The organism is Oryzicola mucosus (assembly GCF_014534685.1).
GTDB lineage: Bacteria > Pseudomonadota > Alphaproteobacteria > Rhizobiales > Rhizobiaceae > Oryzicola > Oryzicola mucosus.
Window position 1 is genome coordinate 66,924 of the sequence record NZ_JACVVX010000005.1, and the last position, 26,138, is coordinate 93,061.

Here is a 26,138-nt window from a genome sequence, read left to right on the forward strand (position 1 = left end):
TTACTCCCTATTATAGGCAAACCTCAGCTGCACCCGCTCGTAGCGCCGCAGGTGTCGCACTTCTCGCAGGTGCCGTTCCGCACCATGGTGAAGTTGTGGCATTCCGAGCATTCGTTGCCGGTGTAGCCCTGCATCAGCGACTGCTGGCGGCGGGAGGCGGAGAGTTTCTTGGCATCCGCGGCGTCCTTGGCGGCGGCGTCGGTGAAGAGGGCCGCGGCGGGCGTCGCGTCCTCGACCGCCGGAGCGGCCTCGGTTTCGCGGGCGGTTTCCTCATAGTCGCGCTTGAAGGCGGTGGCGCCGTCGGAGACTTCCGAAACCACAGGCTTCAGGCTTGCCGACGAGATCGGCCGGACATTGCCCGAGAACGCCGTCGGCGCGCTGCGGGCAGGGGTCGCCGAGCCGCCGGCGAAGCCCTTGGGTTCCGAGCCCGAGACGACCTTGAGCGGGGAGGCGCCGCGCGTCAGGCCCTTGGAGAAGGGCGACGCGTTGCCTTCGGTGATGCCCTTGCCCAGCGAGGTGTTGGAGAAGTCTGACGTGTCGACATGGGCGAGGTCGTTGCGGCCGAGATAGGAGACCGCCAGTTCGCGGAAGACATAGTCGAGGATCGAGGTGGCGTTCTTGATGGCATCGTTGCCGATGACCATGCCGGCCGGCTCGAACTTGGTGAAGGTGAAGGCCTCGACATATTCGTCCAGCGGCACGCCATATTGCAGGCCGAGTGAGATCGAGATGGCGAAGTTGTTCATCATCGCGCGGAAGGCGGCACCCTCCTTGTGCATGTCGATGAAGATCTCGCCGATGCGGCCATCGTCGAACTCGCCGGTGCGGAGATAGACCTTGTGCCCGCCCACAACGGCCTTCTGGGTATAACCCTTGCGGCGGTTAGGCAGCTTTTCGCGCTCGCGGTAGAGACGTTCCACCACGCGCTCGACGATCTTTTCGGTGACCTGCACGGCTTTCGCAGCGGCGGGGGCGGCGATCAGGGCCTCGACGGCCTCGTCTTCATCCTCCGCATCGTCGGCTAGCAGCGAGGCGTTGAGCGGCTGCGACAGCTTGGAGCCGTCGCGGTAGAGCGCGTTGGCCTTCAGCGCGAGCTTCCACGAGAGCATATAGGCCGACTTGCAGTCCTCGACGGTCGCCTCGTTGGGCATGTTGATGGTCTTGGAGATGGCGCCCGAGATGAAGGGCTGGGCAGCGGCCATCATCTGGATGTGGCTGTCGACCGACAGATAGCGCTTGCCGATCTTGCCGCAGGGGTTGGCGCAGTCGAACACCGGCAGATGCTCGGGCTTCAGGAAGGGCGCGCCTTCCAGCGTCATCGCACCGCAGACATGGATGTTGGCGGCTTCGATGTCCTTTTTGGAGAAGCCCAGGGCGGGCAGCATCTCGAAGGAGAAATCGTCGAGCTGCGCATCGGTCAGCCCAAGCGCCTGCTTGCAGAACTCCTCGCCCAGCGTCCACTTGTTGAAGACGAACTTGATGTCGAAGGCGGATTTGAGCGCGGCGTTGACGGCGGCGATCTTCTCGTCGGTGAAGCCTTTGGCCTTCAGCGAGCCGGGATTGATGCCCGGCGCCTGGTTGAGATTGCCGTGGCCGACCGCATAGGCGTCGATCTCGGCGATCTGGCTTTCGGTGTAGCCCAGCGTGCGCAGGGCTTCCGGCACGGCTGCGTTGATGATCTTGAAATAGCCGCCGCCGGCGAGCTTCTTGAACTTCACCATGGCGAAGTCGGGCTCGATGCCGGTGGTGTCGCAATCCATGACCAGGCCGATCGTGCCGGTGGGCGCGATGACGGTGGCCTGGGCGTTGCGATAGCCATGCTCCTCGCCGAGCTCGATGGCGCGGTCCCAGGCAGCCCTGGCGTGGTCGGCAAGGGCGGGCTGCTTGAGGTCGGAGGCAACCAGCGGAACCGGGTTGACCGCCAGCTTCTCGTAGCCGTCCTTGTCGCCATAGGCGGCGCGGCGATGGTTGCGCATGACGCGCAGCATGTTGGACGCGTTGCGGTCGTAGTCGGGGAAGGCGCCGAGCTCGCCGGCCATTTCGGCCGAGGTTGCATAGGCGACGCCAGTCATGATCGCGGTCAGCGCCGCACAGATGGCGCGGCCTTCGGCGGAGTCGTACGGAATGCCCGAGGTCATCAGCAGGCCGCCGATATTGGCGTAGCCGAGGCCCAGCGTGCGGTATTCGTAAGACAGCCTGGCGATTTCCTTGGACGGGAACTGCGCCATCATCACCGAGATTTCCAGCACCATGGTCCAGAGGCGGACGGTGTGCTCATAGGCTGCGATGTCGATGTCGCCGGCCTTCTGGCCCGGAGCTGCGTCAAGTTCCTTGCCCGTCTGGCGATAGGGCAGCAGGTTGATCGAGGCGAGGTTGCAGGCCGTGTCGTCGAGGAACATGTATTCCGAGCACGGGTTGGACGCGCGGATCGCACCCGCCGAGGCGCAGGTGTGCCAGTCGTTCATGGTGGTGTTGAAGTGCAGGCCCGGATCGGCCGACGCCCAGGCGGCGTAGCCGATCTTCTCCCACAGGTCGCGGGCCTTGAGCGTCTTCATGACCTTGCCGTCCTTGCGGGCGGTGAGGTGCCAGTCGGCATCCTGCTCGACGGCGCGCAGGAAGTCGTCCTTCAGCGAGACCGAGTTGTTGGAGTTCTGGCCCGATACGGTGAGATAGGCTTCCGAATCCCAGTCGGTGTCGTAGGTCTTGAAGTCGAGCGCGGTGTAGCCCTGGCGGGCGAACTGGATGACGCGCTTGATGTAGTTTTCGGGCACCGAATTCTTCTTGGCGGCCTTGATCTCGCGCTTGAGCGCGGAGTTCATCGCCGGGTCGAAGCGGTCGTCATCCTCGCCTTCGGAGTTGACGCAGGCCTTCATGATGGCGGCCATGTGCTGCTTGACGATCTTGGAGCCGGTGACCAGCGAGGCGACCTTCTGCTCCTCCTTCACCTTCCAGTCGATATATTGCTCGATATCGGGGTGGTCGATGTCGACCACGACCATCTTGGCCGCACGGCGGGTGGTGCCGCCCGATTTGATGGCGCCGGCGGCGCGGTCGCCGATCTTGAGGAACGACATCAGGCCCGACGAGCGTCCGCCGCCCGACAGCTTTTCGCCTTCGCCGCGCAGATAGGAGAAGTTCGAGCCGGTGCCCGAGCCGTATTTGAACAGGCGCGCCTCACGCACCCAGAGGTCCATGATGCCGCCTTCGTTGACGAGGTCGTCGGCGACGCCCTGGATGAAGCAGGCATGCGGCTGGGGATGCTCGTAGGACGACTTCGACTTGGTCAGCTTGCCGGTGAAGGGGTCGACGTAGAAATGGCCCTGGCCGGGACCGTCGATGCCATAAGCCCAGTGCAGGCCGGTGTTGAACCATTGCGGCGAGTTCGGCGCGACGCGCTGGGTGGCCAGCATGTAGGCAAGCTCATCGCGGAAGGCGAGCGCGTCTTCCTCGGAATCGAAATACTTGCCCTTCCAGCCCCAATAGGTCCAGGTGCCGGCCAGGCGATCGAAGACCTGGCGGGCGTCGCGCTCCGAACCGTAGCGCTCGGCCTCGGGCAGCTTGGCAAGCTCGGCCTCGTCGGCCACGGAGCGCCACAGGAAGGAGGGGACATCGTTTTCCTCGACCTTCTTCAGGCGCGCTGGAACGCCGGCTTTGCGGAAATATTTCTGGGCGAGGATGTCGGCTGCGACCTGGGAGAACTGCACCGGCACGTCGATGTCGTCGAGCCGGAAGACGATGGAGCCGTCGGGATTCTTGATCTCGCTGAGTGCCTTGCGGAACTCGATCTCCGCATAACGCGACTGACCCGCCTTGGTGAAACGCCGTTCGATCCGCATCGTCTCGTCCTCTTCCTCGATCTATATGTAGCGTCTCGCCAGGGGAACTAACCCATTTCGTGCGCGCGACGCCGTTCCGCATTTCCTGGCCGCCGCAAAGACGGCCGAGCCTTGTTCCGCGAACCCTTCTCCGGAGTGCCGCACGCCCTGAAAGGCGCAGCAGCGGGCCGGAGCGAGCCCTCGCTGGGTGCATGATCCAACGCTTGATTGGTGAGTCATTGCCCGTAAGCCAACTCACAGTATCTAGCGAAGACCCTAGCCGCAAACACTAAATATAGTGTTACCCGAAAAATTTACACCAACGCGAATCGACTCTGCTGCCAACTCCCGACATGCGAAAACAGCGCTGCCCACCGCTCGGGTGAGCGGGTGCAATGCGACGGGAACGCGCGTAATCGGGGAGAAACAACAGTCCGGGCCAAGCCCGAACACATGCTTCACAAGCATGCCGAACCATAAAACGCTCAGAGCCAGTGAGTCGTCAAGAGTTCGTTCGTGAGGTTTTTATGAACCCCAACATCTTGTGTGCTGGAAGTGTGGATAACGGGGAGAAGCAGAATCGCTGTGGACAGTGGCGGATAAGACGCAGCCGGCTAATATCGCTTTCGCAGGCCTGTCAAAGCAGGACGCTGCTCGCCCAGAACACAAGCGCCGAGAACAGTGCGGCGGCCGGCACCGTTGCGAACCACGCGGCGACGATGGTGCGCACATGGGCGCGGCGGACGAGCCGGCGGCGGATCACCTCCTGCTGTGAATTGGCCTTGCCGGACTTCTGCTTGCGCGGCTTGGGGGCGTCCTCGTCTTCACCGTCAACAGCGTTCTCGCGCAGCCGCTTGCGCTCGATGTAGTTGCGACGCTGCTGCGAATTGGCGGTATACCATTCGCGGAAGAAGCCCACGCCGAACACGCCGCCGACTGCGATGTGGGTCGTGCTGACCGGCAGGCCGAGCCACGACGCCACCAAAACGGTGAAGGCGGTGGCAAGCGCCACGCTGAAGGCGCGCATCGGGTTGAGCCGCGTGATCTGCTCGCCGACCATGCGGATCAGGCGCGGGCCGTAAAGCAGCAAACCGACGGAAATGCCCATGGCGCCGATCACCATCACCCAGACCGGGATGTTGAGGGTATCCGTCTGTATGTTGCGCTCGACCAGCGCATGCACGATCGCGGCGAGCGGGCCGACGGCGTTGGACACGTCGTTGGCGCCATGCGCGAAGGAGAGAAGGGCGGCGGCGGCCACGAGCGGGATGCGGAACAGCACCTTCAGCGACTGATTTCGGTTTTCCAGGCCGATCGACTGCATCTTTACCAGGCGATGCGCGACGATCCAGGCAAGCACGAAGGTGGCGGCGCCCACGGCAACCGAGACGAGCGACGCCCCGTCGCCTGCGAAATTCATGCCGAGCAATGTGAGATAGGCAGCGAAACTGCCGGCCATCAAAGCGATGAGCAAGGGCACGTTGCGGCGGGCGGCTGCGATCTTGTCGTCCTGGTAGACGATGGACGATTCGATGAAGGCCAGAAACAGGGCCGCCATGGCGCCGCCGATGAGCGGCGAAGCGGCCCAGCCAAAGGCGATGGTGCCGATGGTGAGCCAGTCGACCGCGCCTATACCGGCCGCGGCCAGCCCGGCGCCCAGTACAGCGCCGACGAGGGAATGGGTGGTGGACACCGGCGCGCCGATCCAGGTGGAGAAATGCACCCAGAGCGAGGCGGAGATGAGCGCCGCCATCATCATATGGACGAGCAACGCCGGTTCATCGATCAGGGCAGGGGGGATAATGCCGGCCGAAATCGTCGCAACGACGTTCCAGCCGGCGATCAGTGCTCCGGCGCTTTCGAAAATGGCAGCCATGATCAGCGCGCTGCCCATGGTGATGGCTTTGGCGCCGACCGCGGGACCGACATTGTTGGCGACGTCGTTGGCGCCGATGTTCAACGCCATGTAGCCGCCGATCGCGGCGGCCGCGACGATGACGACCGCGCCGGGCGCTCCCGACACCGTCAGCGCGGCATAGACCACTGCGAGCGCCAGGAACAGCAACGCAATGCCGGGCGCGACCAGCGACCGCGCGACGAAGATCGAGGCTTCCTCGACGTCGGAGAACTTTTCGAGGTCCTTGTCGAGCGTGGTTTTACGGGACTTCCGGTCGGCCATGGTGTCGTCAGTGGCCGGCTGAGGCGGTGATTTGGCCGCAAGGTTGGCGATGCTGCCCCTGACTGTCCTGCCGGACATCTCTCCCCGTAAAACGGGGAGAGAGCCGCCATCCTCGACCCTTGGCGAAGATCGTGATGAGGGCAGTCTTCTCCCCGTCAATGGGGAGAATGTCCCGGCAGGGGGATGAGGGGCGGTTCAGACGCCTGGATGGGAAAATAGGTCCCGAGGCGGCGGAGGCATGTCCATATCCAGAATCAGAAAACGCCAGACGGCCCATAGTGCAAAACTCCAAGGCGAGCACACCGCACGAAAGCGGAGCTTAGCCGCCTTTCATGACATGCGTTTGGCGCTCAGGCGGCGACTTCGTTCGTCGCGGGAGCCTGGAAGGTTCTGATCAACGCGCCGAGATCGGGCTCGGCAACGAGCCGACCGGCCACCTGGGGCGAAAACCAGCGCCGCTTGCGGCTTTTCTCTTCCGGCCATTTTTCGGCGACACCGGTGACCTGCATCGGGAAGACGCGGACCTCGCACAGCCATTGCTCGCCCGAATCGCGTGCCTTGCGGTAGTAGAAACTGCCGGCTTCGCTGGGCAGGATCTTGCCAGACAGGCCGGCTTCCTCGGCGGCTTCGCGCCTGGCGGCTTCGCAGAGCGGTTCGCTGCCTTCCGGCCAGCCCTTGGGCAGCACCCAGCGGCCGGTGCCGCGGCTGGTGATGAGCATCACCTCGAGGCCGTTTTCACCGGCGCGCCAAGGAAGAGCGGCCACCTGCACGCGGCAAGGCATTCCGCCGAAAAGGCGGCGAATCCGATCATGGATGCGCTTGCGTGCGGGAAGGCCGAGCATCGGTGGCGTGGTCCTTTCGAAGTCGTTTGCCGTCTCACTTTTATTACGGTTAATCGTCCGTAATAAAAGTAAAAGTTTTATAAAAGCCCGACTTGGCATGTCAAAATTAAACGCAGGGAAGCGTCGAAAGCCATTTTGTGGGCGAAAATCATCCGAAAGCAACAGGAAGCCAATCCGAAAACGCCTTCGGCCCTCCGATATAGGCACTTTTCCGGGAAGTGAAAGGGCTGATTCGGGATAGCGCTCGTCCGTCGGCCGACGCGCTGCCCGCTCACGAAAAATATGGACTGGCCAGCCCGGCACGATCTATCAGACTGTCCGGTCCCGCATGCGGTCAGGGGATGCGGGGGGCGCCAGGATGGCGGAAAGGGCAAGCCTCATGGTGCGCAAACAGATCGAGCGGCTTTTGCCGAAGGCCGGCCTTGTCAGCGCCCAGGAACGGGTTCGCTCGGCGACGGGGGCTTTGCTCGGCCTTCTGGCCACGGGACTGCTCGCCACGCTCGTGGCTGGCGAGATGTCCTGGCCGCTCGCGCTGATCGCGCCGATGGGCGCGTCCGCCGTGCTGCTGTTTGCCGTTCCGTCCAGTCCGCTCGCCCAGCCTTGGTCCATCCTTGGCGGAAACACGGTCGCAGCCCTTGTCGGCGTCAGCATGGCAAAGCTTGTCGACGACCCTTATATCGCCTCGGCGCTTGCCGCCGGCATCGCCATTGCCCTGATGATGAGCCTGCGCTGCCTGCATCCCCCCAGCGGCGCCATCGCCCTGACCGCGGTGCTGGGCGGCCAGGCCGTCCACGACCTCGGTTATGGCTTCGTGCTTTGGCCGGTGCTCGGCAATTCCGTGCTTCTGCTTTTGGCCGCACTCGTCTTCAACAACCTGACCGGACGGCGCTATCCGCATGCGGCCAAGCCTGCCCTGTCCTCTCACGGCACCGCCGATCCGCCGCCCTCGGCGCGGGTCGGCTTCAATCGCGCCGATCTCGACGCAGTGCTGGACGAGTACGACCAGGTGCTGGACATCGACCGCGACGATCTCGAAGCGATCCTGAAGCGCACGGAACTGCGCTCGTTTCGCCGGCGTTCCGGCCAGACCGATTGCGGGCAGGTCATGTCGCGCGATGTGATCGGCGTCGCACCCGACGACCCACTGGCGGAGGCGCACCATTTGCTGAGGACGCATCACATCAAGGCCCTGCCGGTGACCGACGACAATGCGCGCGTCATTGGCATCGTCACGCAGACCGACATTCTGAGCCGCGCCGACTGGCTGCGGGGGCGGCCGGTGATCGGGTTCCGGCGCCGGCTGGAGCGGGCGTTTTCCGGCGCCAGCGCGCCGAACGGCACGGTCAAGGACATCATGACCAGCCCGGTCAGAACCGTGCGGCCGCAAGACTGGATCTCGGAAGCGATCGTGCTGTTTGCCGAGGAGGAGCTTCACCACTTGCCGGTGACGAACGAGGACGGACGGCTGGTCGGAATTTTGTCGCAGTCCGACGTGCTCGTGGCCATGCTGGCGGAGGGGTGAGGGCTGGAGTGTCAGCCGCCCGTGTCAGCCGCCCTGGTGGTCGGAAATCGGCTTCTGGTAGGTGAACCCCATGTCCCAGGGGAAATAGATCCAGGTGTCCTGCGACACCTCGGTGACATAGGTGTCGACCAGCGGCCGGCCCTTCGGCTTGGCGTAGACGGTGGCGAAATGGGCCTTGGGCATCATGGCGCGGACGATGGCCGCCGTCTTGCCGGTATCGGTGAGGTCATCGACGATCAAAATGCCTTCGCCGTCGTTTTCCAGCATGGAGGGCGTGACGTCCTTCAGGACCTCGAGTTGTCCCTGCGCCTTGTAGTCGTGATAGGAGGCGACGCAGACCGTCTCGATCATGCGGATGCCGAGTTCGCGGCAGATGATGGCGGCAGGCACCAGCCCGCCGCGCGTGATGCAGACGATGCCGCGCCATTCGATGCCGAGCCCTGCCAGCCGCCAGGCAAGCGCGCGCGCGTCGCGGTGGAACTGATCCCAGGATACGGGAAAGGCTTTTTCGGGCAGGGACACGTAGGCGCACTCCGATGCAGGCGCGGCTTTCCGGGGTAAACTCCGGCGCGCGGTTGCGAATGCAGCCGGAATTAGCCGGAAAGGCCAGGGTTTGGCAAGCGGGCGGCTGGACGTGGCGCGGGATAGGTCATCGCAGGTGCTTTCCATCGCCGCCGATCCCGGTCTAAAATCTGATTCTGGCCTGGCCCACGCCTCCTCCCTCCATCGGGGCAGGACAGAGGGGGCAACATGGATGAGCGCAGGTAATTTGCAAAAGAGGCGGTCGCCCCCCATGGGCGGATTGCGAAGCCGAAGCTCAGCGCGACAAAAAGACCGCGGTTTCGCCGGACTGCAGCACGTTGCGGGTGACGCCGCCGAACAAAAGCTCCCGCAGCCAGGAATGGCTGTAGGCGCCCATCACCAGAAGGTCGGCGCCGCTTTCGGCGATGTGATGGCGGATCGCCTCGTCGACATGGCGGCCGCCGGAGCGGCGGGTGGCGATGGTGACGGTCGCGCCATGGCGTTCGAGCGCCGCAGCCAACTGGCTGGCCGAGAGCGTGCCGCTCTCTTCGACCGGATCGACGACGAGGATGCGCGTCTCGCGCGCCTGGCTGATGAAGGGCAGGGCATCGAAGGCGGCGCGAGCGGCTTCCTTGCTGTTGTTCCAGGCGATCAGCACGCGCGCGTAGGACGCCAGCAGCGGTCCCGAATGCGGCACCACCAGGACCGGGCGGCCGGCCTCGTAGATAAGGCTGTCGACATCAGCCTGAAAACCGTCGCTGTCGTCGGAGCTGTTGCGCGCGGCGATGACGAGATCGGCGCAGCGGGCGCTGTCGACGCCCGACAGGGAGCTGTCGCCGGCAAAGCTTTCGAAACTGCGAAACTCGTGGGAAATGCCGGTGCGTTCGAGCCGCGCGAGAAACGCCGCCTTGATGTGGGCCGCGCGCTCGGCAGCGATCTTGACGTTGACCTCGATCATCTCGGTGTCCGGGAAACCGCCGGCCGAGGCATAGGGCACCGGCAGCGCTTCGGAATGGACGCCGACCAGATGGGCCTCGTGGTCTTCGGCGAGCGGCAGGGCGACGTCGAGAACGCGCTGGATATCCTTGTCGGTCTGGACGACGGCAACGATGGTCTTGAACATGGCAAGCCTCCGAACTGTCTGTCTCTAACAACACGCAAACCCGGATTCGGGTTTCTCCGTGCGGCGAGCGATGGGTCGCGGGTGCGCTCGGTCCGGCATTTTACGCCGCTTTGGCTAGCTCCGCCACCATGCTCTCGACCGCGATGCGCGCGGGCTCCAGCGCCTCCTGCGAGCGGGCGCGCACCACCAGTTCGGTCCAGTAGGTGCCGTCGGCATATTTCGGATAGGAGCCGATCACCGTATCGGGATGCTCCTTCTGGATCGCGGCGAGCGGCCCGCCGATGGTGCCCTCGCCGAACGGGCAATGCACGGTCGCCGACAGCATCTTCGTGCCGGTGCGCAAGGTCGGCACGACATTGTCGAGCATGGCCTGGAAGATCGACGGGACGCCGGCCATGACATGCACGTTCTCGACGCGGAAGCCGGGCGCCGTGGAAATCGGGTTGTCGATATGCGCCGCGCCGCGCGGCATGCGCGCCATGCGCTTGCGGGCCTCGCTGAACTCCATGCCGCGCGCGGCATAATTCGCCTCGAGCATGGCATAGGCGCGGTCATCATAGTCGCAGGGCAGGCCGAATGCCTTGGCCACCGAATCGGCGGTGATGTCGTCATGCGTCGGGCCGATGCCGCCGGTGGTGAAGAGATAATCGTAGCGGACGCGCAGCGCGTTGATGGCGGCGACGATCTCGTCCTCCTCGTCCGGAACGATGCGGACCTCCTTGAGGTCGACGCCGATCATGGTCATGACATCGGCGAGGTGGCCGATGTTCTTGTCCTTGGTGCGGCCGGAAAGGATCTCGTCGCCGATGATCAACATCGCGGCGGTGACGATTTGTGCCATGACAGTGCTCCGGAACGGGGAAGGCTGGAATAGCGCGCGGCGCGACCCGCCGCAACAGTCATCGGATTGTGAACGATGTGTAACGCATTGGAACGCTTCCATTGAACGACGAGACGGTTACATTGGCCGTCGATGCGCCAAGCATGGCCGCGACCGAATTCGAATGGAGACAAATCGATGACCAAGATTCTCGTGCTTTATTATTCCAGCTGGGGCCACATGGAACAGATGGCCAAGGCCGCTGCCGAAGGCGCGCGCGAAGCCGGCGCCGACGTGACCATCAAGCGCGTGCCGGAACTGGTTCCGGAATCGGTCGCGAAAGAGGCCTACTACAAGCTCGACCAGGACGCGCCGGTGATCACCGACCCGAACGAACTGGCCGACTATGACGGCATCATCATCGGCAGCGCCACCCGCTACGGCACGATGGCCTCGCAGATGAAGAATTTCCTCGACCAGACCGGCGGCCTTTGGGCCAAGGGCGCTCTGCTCGACAAGGTCGGTTCGGTGATGATGTCGACCGCGACCCAGCACGGCGGCGCGGAACTCGCTTTGATCAATGCGCAGGTCTTCCTGCAGCATCAGGGCATGATCGTCGTTCCGTTGTCCTATGCCTATCAGGGCCAGATGGGCAACGACGTGGTTCGCGGCGGCGCGCCTTACGGCATGACCACCACCTCGGACGGCGACGGCTCGCGCCAGCCTTCGGCTCAGGAACTGGAAGGCGCCAAGTTCCAGGGCAAGCGCACGGCCGAGATCGCCAAGCGCCTGCACGGCTGATCAGTCCTACCCAACGCAAACAAAAACGGGCGGCCGCACGGCCGCCCGTTTTGCGTTGGCTGAACCAGGTAAAAATCAGTCCTTGTCGGACACTTCGGTCTGCGGGCGGTCGTCGCCGCGAGCGACTTCGCCATGCCACTTGCCGGCGGAATCTTCGTATTCGATGCCGCGCGCGACATCCGGGACCTGCTGCTCACCGGCAGCCGTCTCCGCCGCGCGACGTGCGTGGTCGTGGGTTGGGAACGTCTCGGAAAATGTTTCGCCGACCTTGTAGGCCCAGCCGCCATCGTGCTCGACGATTTCATAAATGACTTTGCTCACAAATTTCTCCTTATGCTCGCGCGGAGCTGGGTTCACTGGGTTGGGACCGACCGGCAAGCAACCCGGCTTCCCGGGCGGCTTCTATAAGCGCCATGCGTGCATCCTCGGCGGATCGATGCCCATCCAGAACTTTGAGGCATGTTTCTACAGCATCCCGATGCCGCGCGCCACGCTGGCTCGGCCACAGAGAGGTGAGGCTGTTCAAAGCCTGGCTGGCGTCACGAATATGAACGTCGCGTTTGATGGACGGAATGTGCAGGACTACGGGTTGTGAAAATGACTTGTCTTCGCTCATGGGCGAAGAACGCAGCGCCACCTGTTTGGTTGCGTCGATGACGCGACGCGTCCGTTAAACGGCCGAGAGGGGCGAAGCTCTTAAGCGGCTCAGAATGGCAGTGCCGCGACCAGCAGCGAACCCAGACCAAGCGCGGCGGCAACCCCGACACATGCTGTACAATACCGCTCCCAAAAGCGGGGCTCGCGATCCCAATTGTAACGCATGACGCAACTAACCCTTAGATTCGACACGGTTTTCTAACAGAAGCAAAGGCGGGTTGGCAATTCTTGACCTGTGACGCGGTGCAACACCGCCATGCTGCACATGCAAAGCAAAAGGTCTACCGGTTGAAACGCGGCCTGAATTAGGGCAAGGCCTCCTATCATGGCTATCACGACTTCTCCGCGTCCCCTCGATCATCTGGTCCTGCCCACGGCCACAGCCGCCAGCGCGCGAAACCGGCTCGAGCAACTCGGCTTCACCGTCGCCCCCGACGGCATTCATCCGTTCGGAACACAGAATTGCTGCGTCTATTTCGCGGACGGCACCTTCATCGAACCGCTTGCGGTGGTGGACCAGGCGCTTGCCGATGCGGCGATATCCTGCGGCAATGTTTTCGTCGGCCGGGACCGCAGCTATCGTGCCCGCAATGGCGATGAGGGTCTGAGCGCGCTGGTCTTGGCGACCGAAAACGCCGATGCCGATCATGTCGAATTCGCAGGCGCGGGCATCTCGGCCGGCGACCGGCTCGATTTCTCGCGGCCTTTCATCGACGCCGAGGGCGCTCGCGACACCGCCTCGTTCCGCCTGGCCTTCGCGGCGGAGGCCGGCTCGCCCGACAGTTTCGTTTTTTCCTGCGAGCGCGTGAATGCGCCGAAGGTCGACCGCAGCGCCTTGCAGGCGCATGCCAATGGCGTGACACGGATACGAAGAGTTCTGGCAACCGCGCAGCACCCTGAAGCCTCCGCCGCCTTCCTGGCGCAGGCAGCGCGCAGCGCGGTCAAAAACGACCATGGCAGGACGACGGTCGACCTCGCCAATGCCGTTATAGACGTGTCGTCAACGCTGGACCAGGAAGGTTTCCGCTTTGCGGGAATCGTATTCGGCGTCGCCGATATCGAAACCACCGCGGAGCTTTTCAGCCGCAATGCGGTCGAATTCCAGACGCAAGAAAAAACCTTGCGAATCGCCGCGGCCGACGGCCAAGGCGTTCCGTTCCATTTTGAGGCAGATCGATGAGCAAGCCGAATCCCACCGTCAGCGTTGGCGCAACGCAGTTCTCCAACACCGCGCCGCTCGCCCTGATCGCGGGTCCGTGCCAGTTGGAGACCCGCCAGCACGCTTTCGACATGGCCGGCGCGCTGAAGGAGATGTGCGGCAAGCTGGGCATCGGGCTGGTCTACAAGTCGAGCTTCGACAAGGCCAACCGGACGTCGCTCTCGGGCAAGCGCGGTGCGGGACTGGAGGCGGCGCTGCCGATCTTCGCCGACATCCGCAAGGAGTTCGGCCTGCCGGTGCTGACAGACGTGCACACCGAAGAGCAATGCGCTGTCGTCGGCGAGGTGGTGGATGTCCTGCAGATTCCCGCCTTCCTCAGCCGCCAGACCGATCTTTTGATCGCCGCCGCCAACACCGGCAAGGTGGTCAACGTCAAGAAGGGCCAGTTCCTGGCGCCGTGGGACATGAAGAACGTCGTCGCCAAGGTGACGGATTCGGGCAATGCCAATGTGATGGTGACCGAGCGCGGCGCCTCCTTCGGCTACAACACGCTGGTCTCCGACATGCGCGCGCTGCCGATCCTGGCGGAACTCGGCGCGCCGGTGATCTTCGATGCGACCCATTCGGTGCAGCAGCCGGGCGGGCAGGGCGGTTCCACCGGCGGCGAACGCCGCTTCGTCGAAACGCTGGCGCGTGCGGCGGTGGCCGTGGGCGTGGCCGGCGTGTTCATCGAAACGCACCAGGACCCCGACAACGCTCCTTCCGACGGGCCCAACATGGTGCCGCTGAAAGACCTGCCGGCTTTGCTGGAAAAACTCATGGCCTTCGACCGGATCGCGAAAGGCACCTGATGGGCGTCGTCATCCATCTCAATGGATGGCCGGGCAGCGGCAAGCTGACGATTGCCCGGGAACTCGCCGCGCGGCTGGACGCAAGGGTGATCGACAGCCACACCTTGCTCAACCCTTCCGAGGCGCTCTATGAACGCCACGACCTCGCCTATGGGACGCTGCGCCGCGAAGTTCGCGAGCTGATCTTCAGCCATTTGCGGCGAATGGACCAGCGCGTTCCGCTGATCTTCACCGACGCGCTGTCGGATGACGCCTGGGATACGAAGATGTTCGACGAGTACCGCGCGCTTGCCACCGCGCGCCGGGCGCGCCTGGTGTCGGTGGTGCTGCAATGCTCCGAGGAAGAGAATGAGCGGCGGCTGGTCTCGCAAGGCCGCGCCGCGCAGCAGAAGCTGACGCGCATCAGCACGTTGCGGCACCTGCGCGAAAACTATCGCCTGCTGCGGCCGGCTGAGGTGGAGTGCTACACGCTCGACGTCAGCGTGATGACGGTGGATGACGCAGCCGGCTGGATCGTGTCGAGCGCGGGCCTTTCGCAGCCGGAACGGCGTATGAGCGGCGGGTAGTGATTGCTCACCGCAATCGCTGTGATTGATGCCCCCTCATCCGGCCCTTCGGGCCACCTTCTCCCCGCTGGGGAGAAGGGACTGGCGCTGTGCCCACCGCTTTCCTCTCCCCAGCGGGGAGAGGGTGGCCGAGCGTAGCGGAGGCCGGGTGAGGGGGAAATATCTGTGTGATAGCCGCCATAGGGCAAAGCGACTGTCAGTGAAGACAATCCTACTGCTCCACGCCCTCAGACAAAATAAAATCCGCGACTGCCGGCACCACGCCGGGCGCGAGAGGCAATGCGGGATCGGCGTAGGTCGCGACATTGGCGGCGGGGTCGTCGGTCGCGACCGCCTTCAGCACGTGGTTGGCATCAGGCAGAAGCCGAAGCACCGCCTGCGCATTGGCGTCCTTCAGCGAGTAGGCGTCTTCGGTGCTGACCTGCAGGTCGCGCTCGCCTTGCACGATCAGCGCCGGCCCCTTGTAATCCGACATCATGCGAGCGGGATCGTGCGCAAACAGATCGATCCAGAAGCGCTGCAAATGCGGCGCGAAGAACGCTGCGACGTTCGGTGTCAGGTTTGAGACGTCAACAGTCCTGCCCGCATCGAGATCGTCGATGACACCGTCGGTCTGGTTGAGGATCGAGGCATTGGCCGGGTTCTTGCGCAACTGTTCGCGCAGCACTTCGGCCAATGGCCTGCCGGGCACCGCCAGCAGGACCACGCCGCATATGTCGGGAGCATGCCGTGCCGCGGCAAGCGCGATCAGCCCGCCCTCGCTGTGGCCGACGATCCAGACGCAAGCCGCGCCGGTTTCGCGGCGGATTTCGGCAATCCAGTTCAGCGTATCGCCGGCATAGGCGCGGATGGACACGTCGTAGGGGTCTGGAACGGCATCTCTGCTGCCGCCAAGGCCGCGCTTGTCCGTGCGCACTGTGGCGATGCCTCGCGCAGCGAGACCTTCCGCCAGCAGCCGGTAGGTGGAGGCCCGGACGCCGAACGCGCTGTTGCCGTCGCGGTCTGTCGGCCCGGAACCCGGCACGATCAGCGCTATCGGTGGGCGCTGCACAGTTTCCGGCGCCAGCATGGTTCCGCGAAGCGGCCCGCGCGGGCCTTGGGTCTCGACCTCGGAGGCAATGGGGCCGGCAAAGGCGGTAAGGCTTGCTCCAAGCGTGAGGCCGAGAGCCAGGAGTGGGATGCGCATGCGGTCTATCCGGCTTGAGTTCGCCCTCCCATACCAATCGCCGACGCGCGATACCATGGCAGGAAAGCGACGTCTTGTCGTTCCGGGACGACTATTTGATGTCGCGACATTGCGTTTTTCGCTGCTTTGGCTAAGACGGGCGCGCAATTCCAACCGATCCGCAATCTGCGCCCAAGCCTCCGGGGGATGCCTCACATGACAGCAATCATCGATATCGTCGGCCGCGAAATTCTCGACAGCCGTGGCAATCCAACCGTCGAGGTGGACGTCGTCCTCGAAGACGGCTCCATGGGCCGCGCGGCGGTTCCTTCCGGCGCCTCGACCGGCGCGCATGAAGCGGTCGAGCTTCGCGACGGCGGCTCGCGCTATCTCGGCAAGGGCGTCGAGCGCGCCGTCGAAGCCGTCAACGGCGAAATCTTCGAAGCCATCGGCGGCATGGAAGCCGAGAACCAGATCCATATCGACCAGACCATGATCGAGCTGGACGGCACACCCAACAAGAGCCGGCTCGGCGCCAACGCCATCCTCGGCGTGTCGCTGGCGGTGGCAAAGGCCGCCGCCGAAGCGTCCGGCCTGCCGCTCTACCGCTATCTCGGCGGCCCGAACGCCCGCGTCCTGCCGGTGCCGATGATGAACATCATCAATGGCGGCATGCATGCCGACAACCCGATCGACTTCCAGGAATTCATGATCATGCCGGTGGGCGCGCCGACGCTGCGCGATGCCGTGCGCTGGGGTTCGGAAATCTTCCACACGCTGAAGAAGGGCCTGAAGGACGCCGGCCACAACACCAATGTCGGCGACGAGGGCGGCTTTGCGCCGAACCTGATGAGCGCCCAGGCAGCGCTCGACTTCGTCATGGCCTCGATCGAAAAGGCGGGCTACACGCCGGGCGAGGATGTCTATATCGCGCTCGATTGCGCCTCGACCGAGTTCTTCAAGGACGGCAGCTACGTCTATGAAGGCGAGAAGCAGACCCGCGCCCCGAAGGCCCAGGCCGAATATCTCGCCAAGCTGATCGCCGACTACCCCATCATCTCCATCGAAGACGGCATGGCCGAGGACGATTGGGAAGGATGGAAGTACCTCACCGACATCGCCGGCTCGAAGTGCCAGCTGGTCGGCGACGACCTGTTCGTCACCAACTCCGCCCGTCTGCGCGACGGCATCAAGATGGGCGTCGCCAACTCGATCCTGGTCAAGGTCAACCAGATCGGTTCGCTGACCGAGACGCTGGACGCGGTCGAGACCGCTCACAAAGCGAGCTACACCGCGGTGATGTCGCACCGTTCGGGCGAGACCGAGGATTCCACCATCGCCGACCTCGCGGTCGCCACCAACTGCGGCCAGATCAAGACCGGCTCGCTGGCGCGCTCGGACCGCACCGCCAAGTACAACCAGCTCATCCGCATCGAAGAAGAGCTGGGCAAGCAGGCGCGCTATGCCGGGACGTCGATCCTGAAGGCGTAAGACGCCAAGGCGAGATTGAACGGAAAAGGCGGGGAGAGATCCCCGCCTTTTTGTTTTTCCTTTGTTCTCAAGGCTTCTCTGGTTTCGCGCCAATGAGTTTCGCCAGGTATTTCGATCTTGATCCGTCCCAGCCGCAGCGAATGCAATGATCTCGAACAAACATGTGTTCGCAGTTGTCATAGCCATAGAGATGGTGTGAGCAGTCAGGACATAGGGACGCCATCTTCGAAGACGAGGACAAGAACTGACTGCCGCATTCATCGCAAACGGTGGCGGTCGGCCCGCTCGGCGTGGAGCAGGCGGCATTGTCCAGCTTCAGATACACACTATCCACCCATCGCCCGGCGATCTCAAAGGTGCGCTCGGCGCGGCCGGTTTCGCCGAATCCAAGGCGGGCGAGTAGGGCCAGCGAAGCCGTATTGCGCGGGTCGACATCGGCGATGACAGACGGCAGGCGGTGCACCGTGAAGGCGCGATCGAGGATCGACCGCAACGCCTCCGTGGCGAAACCCTGTCCCCAGACGTCGGGGTGAAACAAATAGCCGATTTCGGGAAAACGGTAGAGGCCGGCCTTGCCGATCACCCGGCCGTCGTGCTCGACGATGAAATCCTCACCTTCGTCGGGCTCGATGTCGATCATCCGCCCCAGCCATTCCCGCGTCATGTCGAGCGATGCGTGCGGCTCGGTCGACCAGTAGGCCATTGCCCTGGCATCAGACAGGAGAAGATGCAGCGGCTCTAGGTCGGTCTCTCTGGCGTGTCGCAGCTTAAGACGCGGTGTGCGTATCTCGGTCATGAGCGGAGGCGTAACATGGTGTTCACGCCCGGAAAAGCGTTTGGCAGCCGGCATGAGCCGCGCTGCGTTGTCAAAAGAATCTCCAGCGTTAGCTTATGGCGAATTCCGGCAATTCGGCTATTGACCAAATCAATATATCCATTATTCTGGATATATGGAATCAAATGATGCTATCGCGGCTCTGGCAGCCCTCGCACAGCCGACCAGGCTGGAAACGTTCCGGCTGCTGGTGCGGCACGAGCCGGAAGGCATCGCCGCCGGCGAATTGGCTCGGATGCTCGATGTGCCGCAGAACACGATGTCTGCGCATCTCGCGACCTTGGCGCGGGCAGGGCTGGTGAGTCATGAGCGCCAGAGCCGGTCGATCATCTACAGGGCCGATCTCGATGGGTTTCGCGCGCTGACCTTGTTCATGATCAAGGATTGCTGCGGTGGGCGTTCGGAACTCTGCGCGCCGCTGGTCGCCGAGCTGACGCCGTGCTGCGCGCCAAAGGCGATGTGCTGATGGATCATCCACTGTCTTCAAGTTAACCACGGAAGAAATCCATGACCGAGAGAGTCTACAACGTGCTGTTTTTATGCACGGGCAATTCCGCACGGTCCATCCTGGGCGAGGCGATCCTCAACCATGAGGGGCAAGGCCGTTTCCGCGCCTTCTCGGCCGGCAGCCATCCGAAAGGCGAAGTCAATCCGCTCGCCTTGAACGAATTGCGGGCTCTTGGCTATGACACACGGGACCTGTCGTCAAAAAGCTGGGAAGCATTCGCCGAGCCGGATTCGCCGCAGATGGACTTCATCTTCACCGTTTGCGACTCGGCGGCGGGCGAAGCCTGTCCGGTCTGGCTTGGCCACCCCATGACGGCGCATTGGGGGATCGAGGACCCGGCTGCCGTCGAGGGTTCCGAAGTCGAACGGCAGCGCGCCTTCGCGCAGGCCGCGCGCTTTCTCAAGAACCGTATCTCGGCCTTCCTCAACCTTCCGCTCGCCACCATCGACCGCATGGCCCTGGCGCAGCGCCTGCGCCAGATCGGCGCCTCGGAAGGCTCGACGCAGCTTGCGGAGAAGACCAGCTGATGTCCGTCTTTGAACGTTACCTCACCGTCTGGGTGATGCTGTGCATCGTCGTCGGCATCGCGCTCGGGCATCTCATGCCGGGTGTCTTCCAGGCCGTCGGCAGCGCCGAAATTGCCAAGGTGAACATCCCCGTCGCGCTGCTGATCTGGCTGATGGTCATTCCGATGCTGCTCCGGATCGATTTCGGCGCGCTGTCGAAGGTCGGCCAGTATTGGCGCGGCATCGGCGTGACGCTGTTCATCAACTGGGCGGTCAAGCCCTTCTCCATGGCGCTGCTGGCGTGGCTGTTCATCGGCTGGCTGTTCCGGCCGATGTTGCCCGCCGACCAGATCGATTCCTACATTGCCGGCCTGATCATCCTGGCGGCGGCACCGTGCACGGCGATGGTGTTCGTCTGGTCGAACCTGACCAAGGGCGAGCCGCATTTCACGCTCAGCCAGGTCGCGCTCAACGACGCGATCATGATCGTGGCTTTCGCGCCGATCGTCGGTCTGCTGCTGGGGCTCTCCGCGATCACCGTGCCGTGGGATACGCTGATGATCTCTGTGGCGCTTTACATCCTGGTTCCCGTGGCGATTGCACAACTGCTGCGCCGCAGTTTGATGGCGAACGGGGATTCGCGCCCGTTGGACAGGCTGATAGCAACCCTCCAGCCGATCTCGCTGGTCGCGCTGTTGGCGACGCTGGTGCTCCTGTTCGGCTTCCAGGGCGACCAGATTATCGCCCAGCCCACGATCATCGCGCTGCTCGCTGTGCCGATCCTGATCCAGGTCTATTTCAACTCGGGTCTCGCCTATCTGCTCAACCGGATATCGGGCGAGCAGCATTGCGTGGCCGGACCCTCCGCCCTGATCGGCGCGAGCAATTTCTTCGAGCTCGCGGTCGCCGCCGCCATCAGCCTGTTCGGCTTCCAATCGGGCGCCGCCCTTGCAACCGTCGTGGGCGTGCTCATCGAAGTGCCGGTGATGCTGTCCGTGGTCTGGATCGTGAACCGTTCGAAGCGCTGGTACGAGGCCGGCATTTCCGTTTCCAAAACCCCCGCCAGCGAGAGGGCGTGAGCATGAACGTGACCATTTTTCACAATCCGGAGTGCGGCACGTCGCGCAACACCTTGGCGATGATCCGCAACGCCGGCATCGAACCCACCGTGGTCGAGTATCTGAAAACGCCACCGGCCCGCACAGCGCTTGAGAGCATGATCGCGGATGCCGGGTTGAGCGTGCGCGAGGCGATCCGCGAAAAGGGCACGCCGTATGAAGCGCTGGGGCTCGGCGATCCTTCGCTGACCGACGAGCAATTGCTCGACGCGATGATGGAGCATCCCATCCTGATCAACCGTCCCTTCGTCGTCACGCCTCTGGGCACGCGACTGTGCCGCCCGTCCGAAGTGGTGCTCGACATCCTGCCCGATACGCACAGGGGAGCTTTTGTGAAAGAAGACGGCGAACGGGTGCTGGACGAAAAAGGCGAGCGCATTGTCTGATCTGCCCGCCGCAAGCCGCGAGCATTTGGCGCAACCGGATTTCGGCGCGCTGCGGCCCGCCTTTTCCAGCCATAGACCGCGCATCCTCATCCTCTATGGCTCCCTGCGGGAGGTGTCATACAGCCGGCTGCTGGCGGAGGAAGCGCGGCGTCTGCTGGAGCATTTCGGCTGCGAGGTCAGGCTGTTCGATCCGAAAAGCCTGCCGCTGCCGGACGATGCACCAGCCTCCCATCCCAAAGTGCAGGAGTTGCGGGAATTGTCGCAATGGTCGGAAGGGCAGGTCTGGGTCAGTCCCGAACGTCATGGCGCCATGACCGGCATCATGAAGGCGCAGATCGACTGGATCCCCCTTGCGCTCGGCGCGGTGCGCCCGACGCAGGGCAAGACTTTGGCCGTCATGCAGGTATCGGGCGGTTCCCAGTCGTTCAACGCCGTCAACCAGATGCGTATCCTCGGCCGCTGGATGCGGATGATCACCATCCCCAACCAGTCGTCCGTGGCCAAGGCCTTCCAGGAATTCGGGACGGACGGCAGGATGAAGCCCTCGGCTTATTACGACCGTGTTGTCGACGTCTGCGAGGAACTGGTGAAGTTCACCTTGCTGACACGCGACGCGTCACCGTATCTGACGGACCGCTACAGCGAGCGGAAGGAAGATGCAGCCAGGCTTGAGAAGCATATCGGACTGCGATCCATCTGAGGCGCGAAAGCAAATAGGCGCGGTGTTTTATGCGCTTCGGCAGGGTCCTTGCCTCGCTCCGTAACCGTCCATTAAGCACAATTCTGCGACAAAGGCGGGCGAAAGGAATCCGACCGCCATGTGGACACGCCAGCACAAACCGAGACATACGGGCAAGCTCATCGTACCGACCCTGTGCGTGGCATTCCTGTCCTATTTCGGATTCCATGCCTATAATGGCCAGTACGGCATCTATGCGAAGTATCGCTATGAGGAGCAGGCGGTCTCGCTGCAGAAGCAGCTCGACCTTCGCCGCGCCGAGCGAATGGAGATCGAGCGCCGGGTGCAGCTGGTCCATGACGGCAGCATGCAGCGGGATATGCTGGACGAGCAGGCGCGGCGCGCGCTGAACGTCTCCAAGCCCGATGAGGTCACCATCATGCGTACAGGGCGTACCCCTTATTGATGAAAATGCTGCACGGCACAGTCGAAATGGTGCAAAGCAGCAATTAACCTGAAAGCGGTTAACCGGCAATATTTGTAACGATTAGAGCGTCTTAACTGCATGTCAGCCATGCGTTTTTTCGCATGGATTAGGTGTCTGCGCCGTGTTAGCGTCAAGGCAATGGTGGGGAGGTTTCATCTCCTCCAATGTCCGCCAAGAGACGTCAACAGGGAGTGATGCATGGCTACCGCAGCCCGAAAAGCGCCTGCCAAATCCAAAGCCAAATCAGATACCAAACTCAGTTCGGCGCTGTCCGCGCCCGCTCCGCTCGATTTCGACAAGAGCCAGGAACTCGACGCCTATCGCGGCATGCTGCTCATCCGCCGCTTCGAGGAAAAGGCCGGCCAGCTCTATGGCATGGGCTTCATCGGCGGCTTCTGCCATCTCTACATCGGCCAGGAGGCTGTCGTCACCGGCCTCGAAATGTCACTAAAAGACGGCGATCAGATGATCACCGCCTATCGCGACCACGGTCACATGCTCGCCATGGACATGTCGCCACGCGGCGTGATGGCTGAGCTGACCGGACGCAGGGGCGGCTATTCCAAGGGGAAGGGCGGCTCCATGCACATGTTCTCCAAGGAAAAGAACTTCTATGGCGGCCACGGCATCGTCGGCGCGCAGGTGTCGCTCGGCACCGGTCTCGCCTTCGCCAACCGCTACCGCGAAAACGACAATGTCTGCCTCACCTTCTTCGGCGACGGCGCGGCCAACCAGGGCCAGGTCTATGAGAGCTTCAACATGGCGGCGCTCTGGAAGCTGCCGGTGATCTATGTGATCGAGAACAACCGCTACGCCATGGGCACGGCGGTGTCGCGCGCTTCGGCCGAGACCGATTTCTCCCATCGCGGCCTGTCCTTCAAGATCCCCGGCATCCAGGTCGACGGCATGGATGTACGCGCGGTCAAGGCCGCCGGCGACATGGCGGTGGAATGGTGCCGCTCGGGCCAGGGCCCGATGATCCTCGAAATGCAGACCTATCGCTATCGCGGCCACTCGATGTCCGATCCGGCCAAGTATCGTTCCAAGGACGAAGTGCAGAAAATGCGCTCCGAGCACGACCCGATCGAGCAGGTCAAGGCGCGGCTGATCGAGAAGAACTGGGCAAGCGAAGACGAGCTCAAGGCCATCGACAAGGAAGTGCGCGACATCGTCGCCGATGCGGCCGATTTCGCGCAGACAGATCCGGAGCCGGATGCATCCGAACTCTGGACAGATATCGTCCACTAAGGGAGGGCCGACCATGCCGATCGAAATTCTCATGCCCGCCCTTTCGCCGACCATGGAGGAGGGCAACCTCTCCAAGTGGCTGAAGAAAGAGGGCGATACCGTCACCGCCGGCGATGTCATCGCTGAAATCGAGACCGACAAGGCGACCATGGAAGTGGAAGCCGTCGACGAAGGCACGATGGGCAAGATCCTGATTGCCGAAGGCACCGAGGGCGTGAAGGTCAACACGCCGATTGCGGTGCTGCTGCAGGAAGGCGAGAGCGCCGATGCAGCGGCGGCACCCAGCGAAAGCAAGCAGGCCGAGGCGCCAAAGGCAGCCGAGGCGCCGGCTTCCGACGCCGCCGGCGGCAAGGCGCGCGAAGCTGCCGATGAGCCGACCGCCAAGGCCGACAACAAGGTCGCCGCTGCGCCGAAGACCGAGGTGGCCGCCGATCCCGACATTCCGGCTGGCACCGAGATGGTGTCGACCACCGTCCGCGAGGCGTTGCGCGACGCCATGGCCGAGGAAATGCGCCGTGACCAGGACGTGTTCGTCATGGGCGAGGAGGTTGCCGAATACCAGGGCGCCTACAAGATCACGCAAGGGTTGCTGCAGGAATTCGGCGCCAAGCGCGTGGTCGACACCCCGATCACCGAACACGGCTTCACCGGCGTCGGCGTCGGCGCTGCCATGGCCGGCCTGAAGCCCATCGTCGAATTCATGACCTTCAACTTCGCCATGCAGGCGATCGACCAGATCATCAATTCGGCGGCCAAGACGCTCTATATGTCGGGCGGCCAGATGGGCGCGCCGATCGTGTTCCGCGGCCCCAACGGTGCCGCGGCGCGCGTCGCCGCCCAGCACAGCCAGGACTATGCGGCTTGGTACAGCCACATCCCCGGCCTCAAGGTCGTCATGCCCTATACGGCAGCCGACGCGAAGGGCCTGCTCAAGGCTGCTATCCGCGACCCCAACCCGGTCATCTTCCTTGAGAACGAAATCCTCTACGGCCACTCCTTCGACGTGCCGAAGCTGGACGATTTCGTACTGCCCATCGGCAAGGCGCGCATTCATAAGACCGGCAAGGACGTCACCATCGTCTCCTTCGGCATCGGCATGACCTATGCGGTCAAGGCGGAAGCCGAGTTGCGCGAGATGGGCATCGACGTCGAGATCATCGACCTGCGCACGATCCGCCCGATGGACCTCGATACGGTCATCGCCTCGGTGAAGAAGACCAACCGCCTCGTGGTGGTGGAAGAAGGCTATCCGCAGAGCTCGGTCGGCGACTTCATCGCCAACCAGGTGTCGCAGCGCGCCTTCGACTTCCTCGACGCACCCGTCATCACCATCGCCGGCAAGGACGTTCCGATGCCCTATGCGGCGAATCTGGAAAAGCTGGCGTTGCCGAATGTCGGCGAGGTCGTCGCGGCGGTCAAAGCCGTCACCTATCGCTGACGCGGACGGGAGGATCTCATGCCGATCAACATCACGATGCCGGCCCTCTCTCCGACGATGGAAGAGGGCAATCTCGCCAAATGGCTGGTCAAGGAAGGCGACAAGGTCGCACCCGGCGATGTGATCGCCGAGATCGAGACCGACAAGGCGACGATGGAAGTGGAAGCCGTCGATGAGGGCACGGTCGCCAGGCTGGTCGTTCCGGCCGGCACCGAAGGCGTCAAGGTCAATGCGCTGATCGCCATCCTGGCTGGCGAGGGCGAGGACGCCTCCGCTGCCGCCAAGGGCGGTGATGCGCTTGCGAAGACCGAAGCCAAGGCGGAAAAGCCTGCCGAAGCCCCTGCGAAGGCAGAGGCTCCGGCTCAAAACGAACCTGCCAAGGTGGAAGCTGCGCCTGCGCCCAAGACGGAAGCCGTTCCTGAAAAGGCTGACGGCAGCCGCACCTTCGCCTCGCCGCTCGCCCGCCGCATCGCCAAGGATGCCGGCGTCGACCTTTCCGCTCTGACGGGTTCCGGTCCGCATGGCCGCATCGTCAAATCGGACGTCGATGCCGCCGTCTCCGGCGGCGGCGCAAAGCCTGCGCCTGCCGGCAAGGCAGCGCCGGCACCGGCAACCGCTCCCGCCGCGGCCCCCGCTCTGGCCAAGGGCGGCTCCGACGACGCCGTGCTGAAGCTGTTCGAGGAAGGCTCCTACGAGCTCAAGCCGCATGACGGCATGCGCAAGACGATTGCCGCGCGGCTCACTGAGTCGCACCAGACGGTTCCGTCCTACTTCGTCTCGATGGATTGCGAGATCGACGCGCTGATGAAACTGCGTGGCGAAATCAACGCCTCGGCGCCGACGACCAAGACGGACAAGGGCGAGGTTCCCGCCTTCAAGCTGTCGGTCAACGACTTCGTCATCAAGGCGATGGCGCTGGCGCTGCGCGACGTGCCGCTGGCGAATGCCTCGTGGACCTCGACCGCACGCGTCATCCACAAGCATTCGGATGTCGGCGTGGCCGTAGCGATACCCGACGGGCTGATCACCCCGATCATCCGCAAGGCCGAGCAGAAGACGCTGTCCGCCATCTCCAACCAGATGAAGGACCTGGCCAAGCGCGCCCGCGACAAGAAGCTGAAGCCCGAGGAATTCCAGGGCGGCACGACGGCCGTGTCCAACCTCGGCATGTTCGGGGTGTCGAACTTCACCTCGATCATCAACCCGCCGCACGCTTCGATCGTGTCGATCGGCGCGGGCATCGAAAAGCCGGTGGTGAAGAACGGTGAGATCAAGGTCGGCACGGTGATGACGGCGACCTTCGCCTTCGACCACCGCGTCATCGACGGTGCGCTGGGCGCGGAGCTTGCCTCCGCCTTCAAGCGCTACATCGAAAACCCGATGGCGATGCTGGTCTAATGCCCAAAAGCCCTTCCTCGTG

Annotated in this window: 25 protein-coding genes; 15 read left to right on the top strand and 10 right to left on the bottom strand. The window is 63.4% G+C overall.

What is annotated here, in order from left to right:
* Positions 1-23: 23 nt before the first annotated feature.
* The 3 genes from ICI42_RS16180 to ICI42_RS16190 all read right to left on the bottom strand — a co-directional run bounded on the left by ICI42_RS16180 (position 24) and on the right by ICI42_RS16190 (position 6,998).
* Positions 24-3,836, bottom strand: coding sequence for a vitamin B12-dependent ribonucleotide reductase (locus ICI42_RS16180; protein WP_188165639.1), 3,813 nt, complete (start codon positions 3,834-3,836; stop codon positions 24-26).
* Between the two features lie 616 nt (positions 3,837-4,452).
* A complete protein-coding gene (locus tag ICI42_RS16185; RefSeq protein WP_188165910.1) occupies positions 4,453-5,994 on the bottom strand; it encodes an inorganic phosphate transporter in 1,542 nt (513 codons plus the stop codon).
* A gap of 350 nt (positions 5,995-6,344) precedes the next feature.
* Positions 6,345-6,998: an NUDIX hydrolase gene (locus tag ICI42_RS16190; RefSeq protein WP_407945174.1), complete on the bottom strand. Its 654-nt coding sequence runs from the start codon at positions 6,996-6,998 to the stop codon at positions 6,345-6,347.
* Between the two features lie 220 nt (positions 6,999-7,218).
* Between ICI42_RS16190 and ICI42_RS16195 the strand changes: the two genes are divergently transcribed.
* Entirely contained in the window at positions 7,219-8,358 is a 1,140-nt protein-coding gene (locus tag ICI42_RS16195; RefSeq protein WP_188165912.1) for an HPP family protein, read from the top strand.
* Between the two features lie 24 nt (positions 8,359-8,382).
* On the opposite strand, the gene gpt is transcribed toward ICI42_RS16195, so the two are convergent.
* From gpt to ICI42_RS16210, 3 genes are all read right to left on the bottom strand, one after another.
* A complete protein-coding gene (gene gpt, locus ICI42_RS16200) occupies positions 8,383-8,880 on the bottom strand; it encodes a xanthine phosphoribosyltransferase (protein ID WP_188165640.1) in 498 nt (165 codons plus the stop codon).
* A gap of 295 nt (positions 8,881-9,175) precedes the next feature.
* On the bottom strand, positions 9,176-10,003 hold the full coding sequence (locus ICI42_RS16205) for a universal stress protein (RefSeq protein WP_188165641.1): 828 nt from the start codon (positions 10,001-10,003) through the stop codon (positions 9,176-9,178).
* Between the two features lie 100 nt (positions 10,004-10,103).
* Positions 10,104-10,844: a competence/damage-inducible protein A gene (locus tag ICI42_RS16210; protein ID WP_188165642.1), complete on the bottom strand. Its 741-nt coding sequence runs from the start codon at positions 10,842-10,844 to the stop codon at positions 10,104-10,106.
* Positions 10,845-11,021: 177 nt separating this feature from the next.
* On the opposite strand from ICI42_RS16210, the gene wrbA reads away from it, so the two are divergent.
* On the top strand, positions 11,022-11,624 hold the full coding sequence (wrbA, locus tag ICI42_RS16215) for an NAD(P)H:quinone oxidoreductase type IV (protein WP_188165643.1): 603 nt from the start codon (positions 11,022-11,024) through the stop codon (positions 11,622-11,624).
* Between the two features lie 75 nt (positions 11,625-11,699).
* Here wrbA and ICI42_RS16220 read toward each other — a convergent pair whose 3' ends face one another.
* Positions 11,700-11,945, bottom strand: a complete 246-nt coding sequence (locus ICI42_RS16220) for a DUF2188 domain-containing protein (protein ID WP_188165644.1) — start codon at positions 11,943-11,945, stop codon at positions 11,700-11,702.
* Positions 11,946-11,955: 10 nt separating this feature from the next.
* Positions 11,956-12,240 (bottom strand): DUF982 domain-containing protein, encoded by a 285-nt coding sequence (locus ICI42_RS16225; protein ID WP_188165645.1) that lies wholly within the window; start codon positions 12,238-12,240, stop codon positions 11,956-11,958.
* 366 nt (positions 12,241-12,606) lie between these two features.
* Here ICI42_RS16225 and ICI42_RS16230 point away from each other — a divergent pair, with 366 nt between their 5' ends.
* Genes ICI42_RS16230 through ICI42_RS16240 form a run of 3 tightly spaced genes read left to right on the top strand, consistent with a single transcriptional unit; the run spans position 12,607 to position 14,857 of the window.
* Positions 12,607-13,461, top strand: coding sequence for a VOC family protein (locus ICI42_RS16230; RefSeq protein ID WP_188165646.1), 855 nt, complete (start codon positions 12,607-12,609; stop codon positions 13,459-13,461).
* Positions 13,458-14,291: a 3-deoxy-8-phosphooctulonate synthase gene (kdsA, locus tag ICI42_RS16235; RefSeq protein ID WP_188165647.1), complete on the top strand. Its 834-nt coding sequence runs from the start codon at positions 13,458-13,460 to the stop codon at positions 14,289-14,291. The genes ICI42_RS16230 and kdsA overlap by 4 nt, the downstream gene beginning before the upstream one ends.
* Positions 14,291-14,857 carry an AAA family ATPase gene (locus ICI42_RS16240; RefSeq protein WP_188165648.1) on the top strand — a complete coding sequence of 189 codons (567 nt, stop codon included), beginning with the start codon at positions 14,291-14,293 and terminating at the stop codon, positions 14,855-14,857. Before kdsA ends, ICI42_RS16240 begins: the two co-directional genes overlap by 1 nt.
* A gap of 211 nt (positions 14,858-15,068) precedes the next feature.
* Here the strand turns inward: ICI42_RS16240 and ICI42_RS16245 are convergent, their stop codons facing one another.
* Entirely contained in the window at positions 15,069-16,043 is a 975-nt protein-coding gene (locus ICI42_RS16245) for an alpha/beta hydrolase (RefSeq protein ID WP_188165649.1), read from the bottom strand.
* Positions 16,044-16,238: 195 nt separating this feature from the next.
* On the opposite strand from ICI42_RS16245, the gene eno reads away from it, so the two are divergent.
* Positions 16,239-17,513, top strand: a complete 1,275-nt coding sequence (gene eno / locus ICI42_RS16250; RefSeq protein WP_188165650.1) for a phosphopyruvate hydratase — start codon at positions 16,239-16,241, stop codon at positions 17,511-17,513.
* A gap of 67 nt (positions 17,514-17,580) precedes the next feature.
* Here eno and ICI42_RS23475 read toward each other — a convergent pair whose 3' ends face one another.
* Positions 17,581-18,363: a GNAT family N-acetyltransferase gene (locus ICI42_RS23475; protein ID WP_210317308.1), complete on the bottom strand. Its 783-nt coding sequence runs from the start codon at positions 18,361-18,363 to the stop codon at positions 17,581-17,583.
* Between the two features lie 100 nt (positions 18,364-18,463).
* Between ICI42_RS23475 and ICI42_RS16265 the strand changes: the two genes are divergently transcribed.
* From ICI42_RS16265 to ICI42_RS16305, 9 genes are all read left to right on the top strand, one after another.
* Positions 18,464-18,814, top strand: a complete 351-nt coding sequence (locus ICI42_RS16265; protein WP_188165651.1) for an ArsR/SmtB family transcription factor — start codon at positions 18,464-18,466, stop codon at positions 18,812-18,814.
* Between the two features lie 41 nt (positions 18,815-18,855).
* Positions 18,856-19,383 carry an arsenate reductase ArsC gene (locus ICI42_RS16270; RefSeq protein WP_188165652.1) on the top strand — a complete coding sequence of 176 codons (528 nt, stop codon included), beginning with the start codon at positions 18,856-18,858 and terminating at the stop codon, positions 19,381-19,383.
* Positions 19,383-20,441, top strand: coding sequence for an ACR3 family arsenite efflux transporter (arsB, locus tag ICI42_RS16275; protein ID WP_188165653.1), 1,059 nt, complete (start codon positions 19,383-19,385; stop codon positions 20,439-20,441). Before ICI42_RS16270 ends, arsB begins: the two co-directional genes overlap by 1 nt.
* 2 nt (positions 20,442-20,443) lie before the next feature.
* A complete protein-coding gene (arsC, locus tag ICI42_RS16280; protein WP_188165654.1) occupies positions 20,444-20,866 on the top strand; it encodes an arsenate reductase (glutaredoxin) in 423 nt (140 codons plus the stop codon).
* On the top strand, positions 20,859-21,566 hold the full coding sequence (gene arsH / locus ICI42_RS16285; RefSeq protein ID WP_188165655.1) for an arsenical resistance protein ArsH: 708 nt from the start codon (positions 20,859-20,861) through the stop codon (positions 21,564-21,566). The genes arsC and arsH overlap by 8 nt, the downstream gene beginning before the upstream one ends.
* A gap of 118 nt (positions 21,567-21,684) precedes the next feature.
* Complete coding sequence (locus ICI42_RS16290) at positions 21,685-22,011, top strand: FtsB family cell division protein (protein ID WP_188165656.1); 327 nt, start codon at positions 21,685-21,687, stop codon at positions 22,009-22,011.
* Between the two features lie 219 nt (positions 22,012-22,230).
* Positions 22,231-23,280: a pyruvate dehydrogenase (acetyl-transferring) E1 component subunit alpha gene (gene pdhA, locus ICI42_RS16295; protein WP_188165657.1), complete on the top strand. Its 1,050-nt coding sequence runs from the start codon at positions 22,231-22,233 to the stop codon at positions 23,278-23,280.
* Between the two features lie 13 nt (positions 23,281-23,293).
* Positions 23,294-24,718, top strand: a complete 1,425-nt coding sequence (locus tag ICI42_RS16300; protein WP_188165658.1) for a pyruvate dehydrogenase complex E1 component subunit beta — start codon at positions 23,294-23,296, stop codon at positions 24,716-24,718.
* Positions 24,719-24,736: 18 nt separating this feature from the next.
* Positions 24,737-26,116, top strand: coding sequence for a pyruvate dehydrogenase complex dihydrolipoamide acetyltransferase (locus ICI42_RS16305; RefSeq protein ID WP_188165659.1), 1,380 nt, complete (start codon positions 24,737-24,739; stop codon positions 26,114-26,116).
* Positions 26,117-26,138 lie beyond the last annotated feature (22 nt).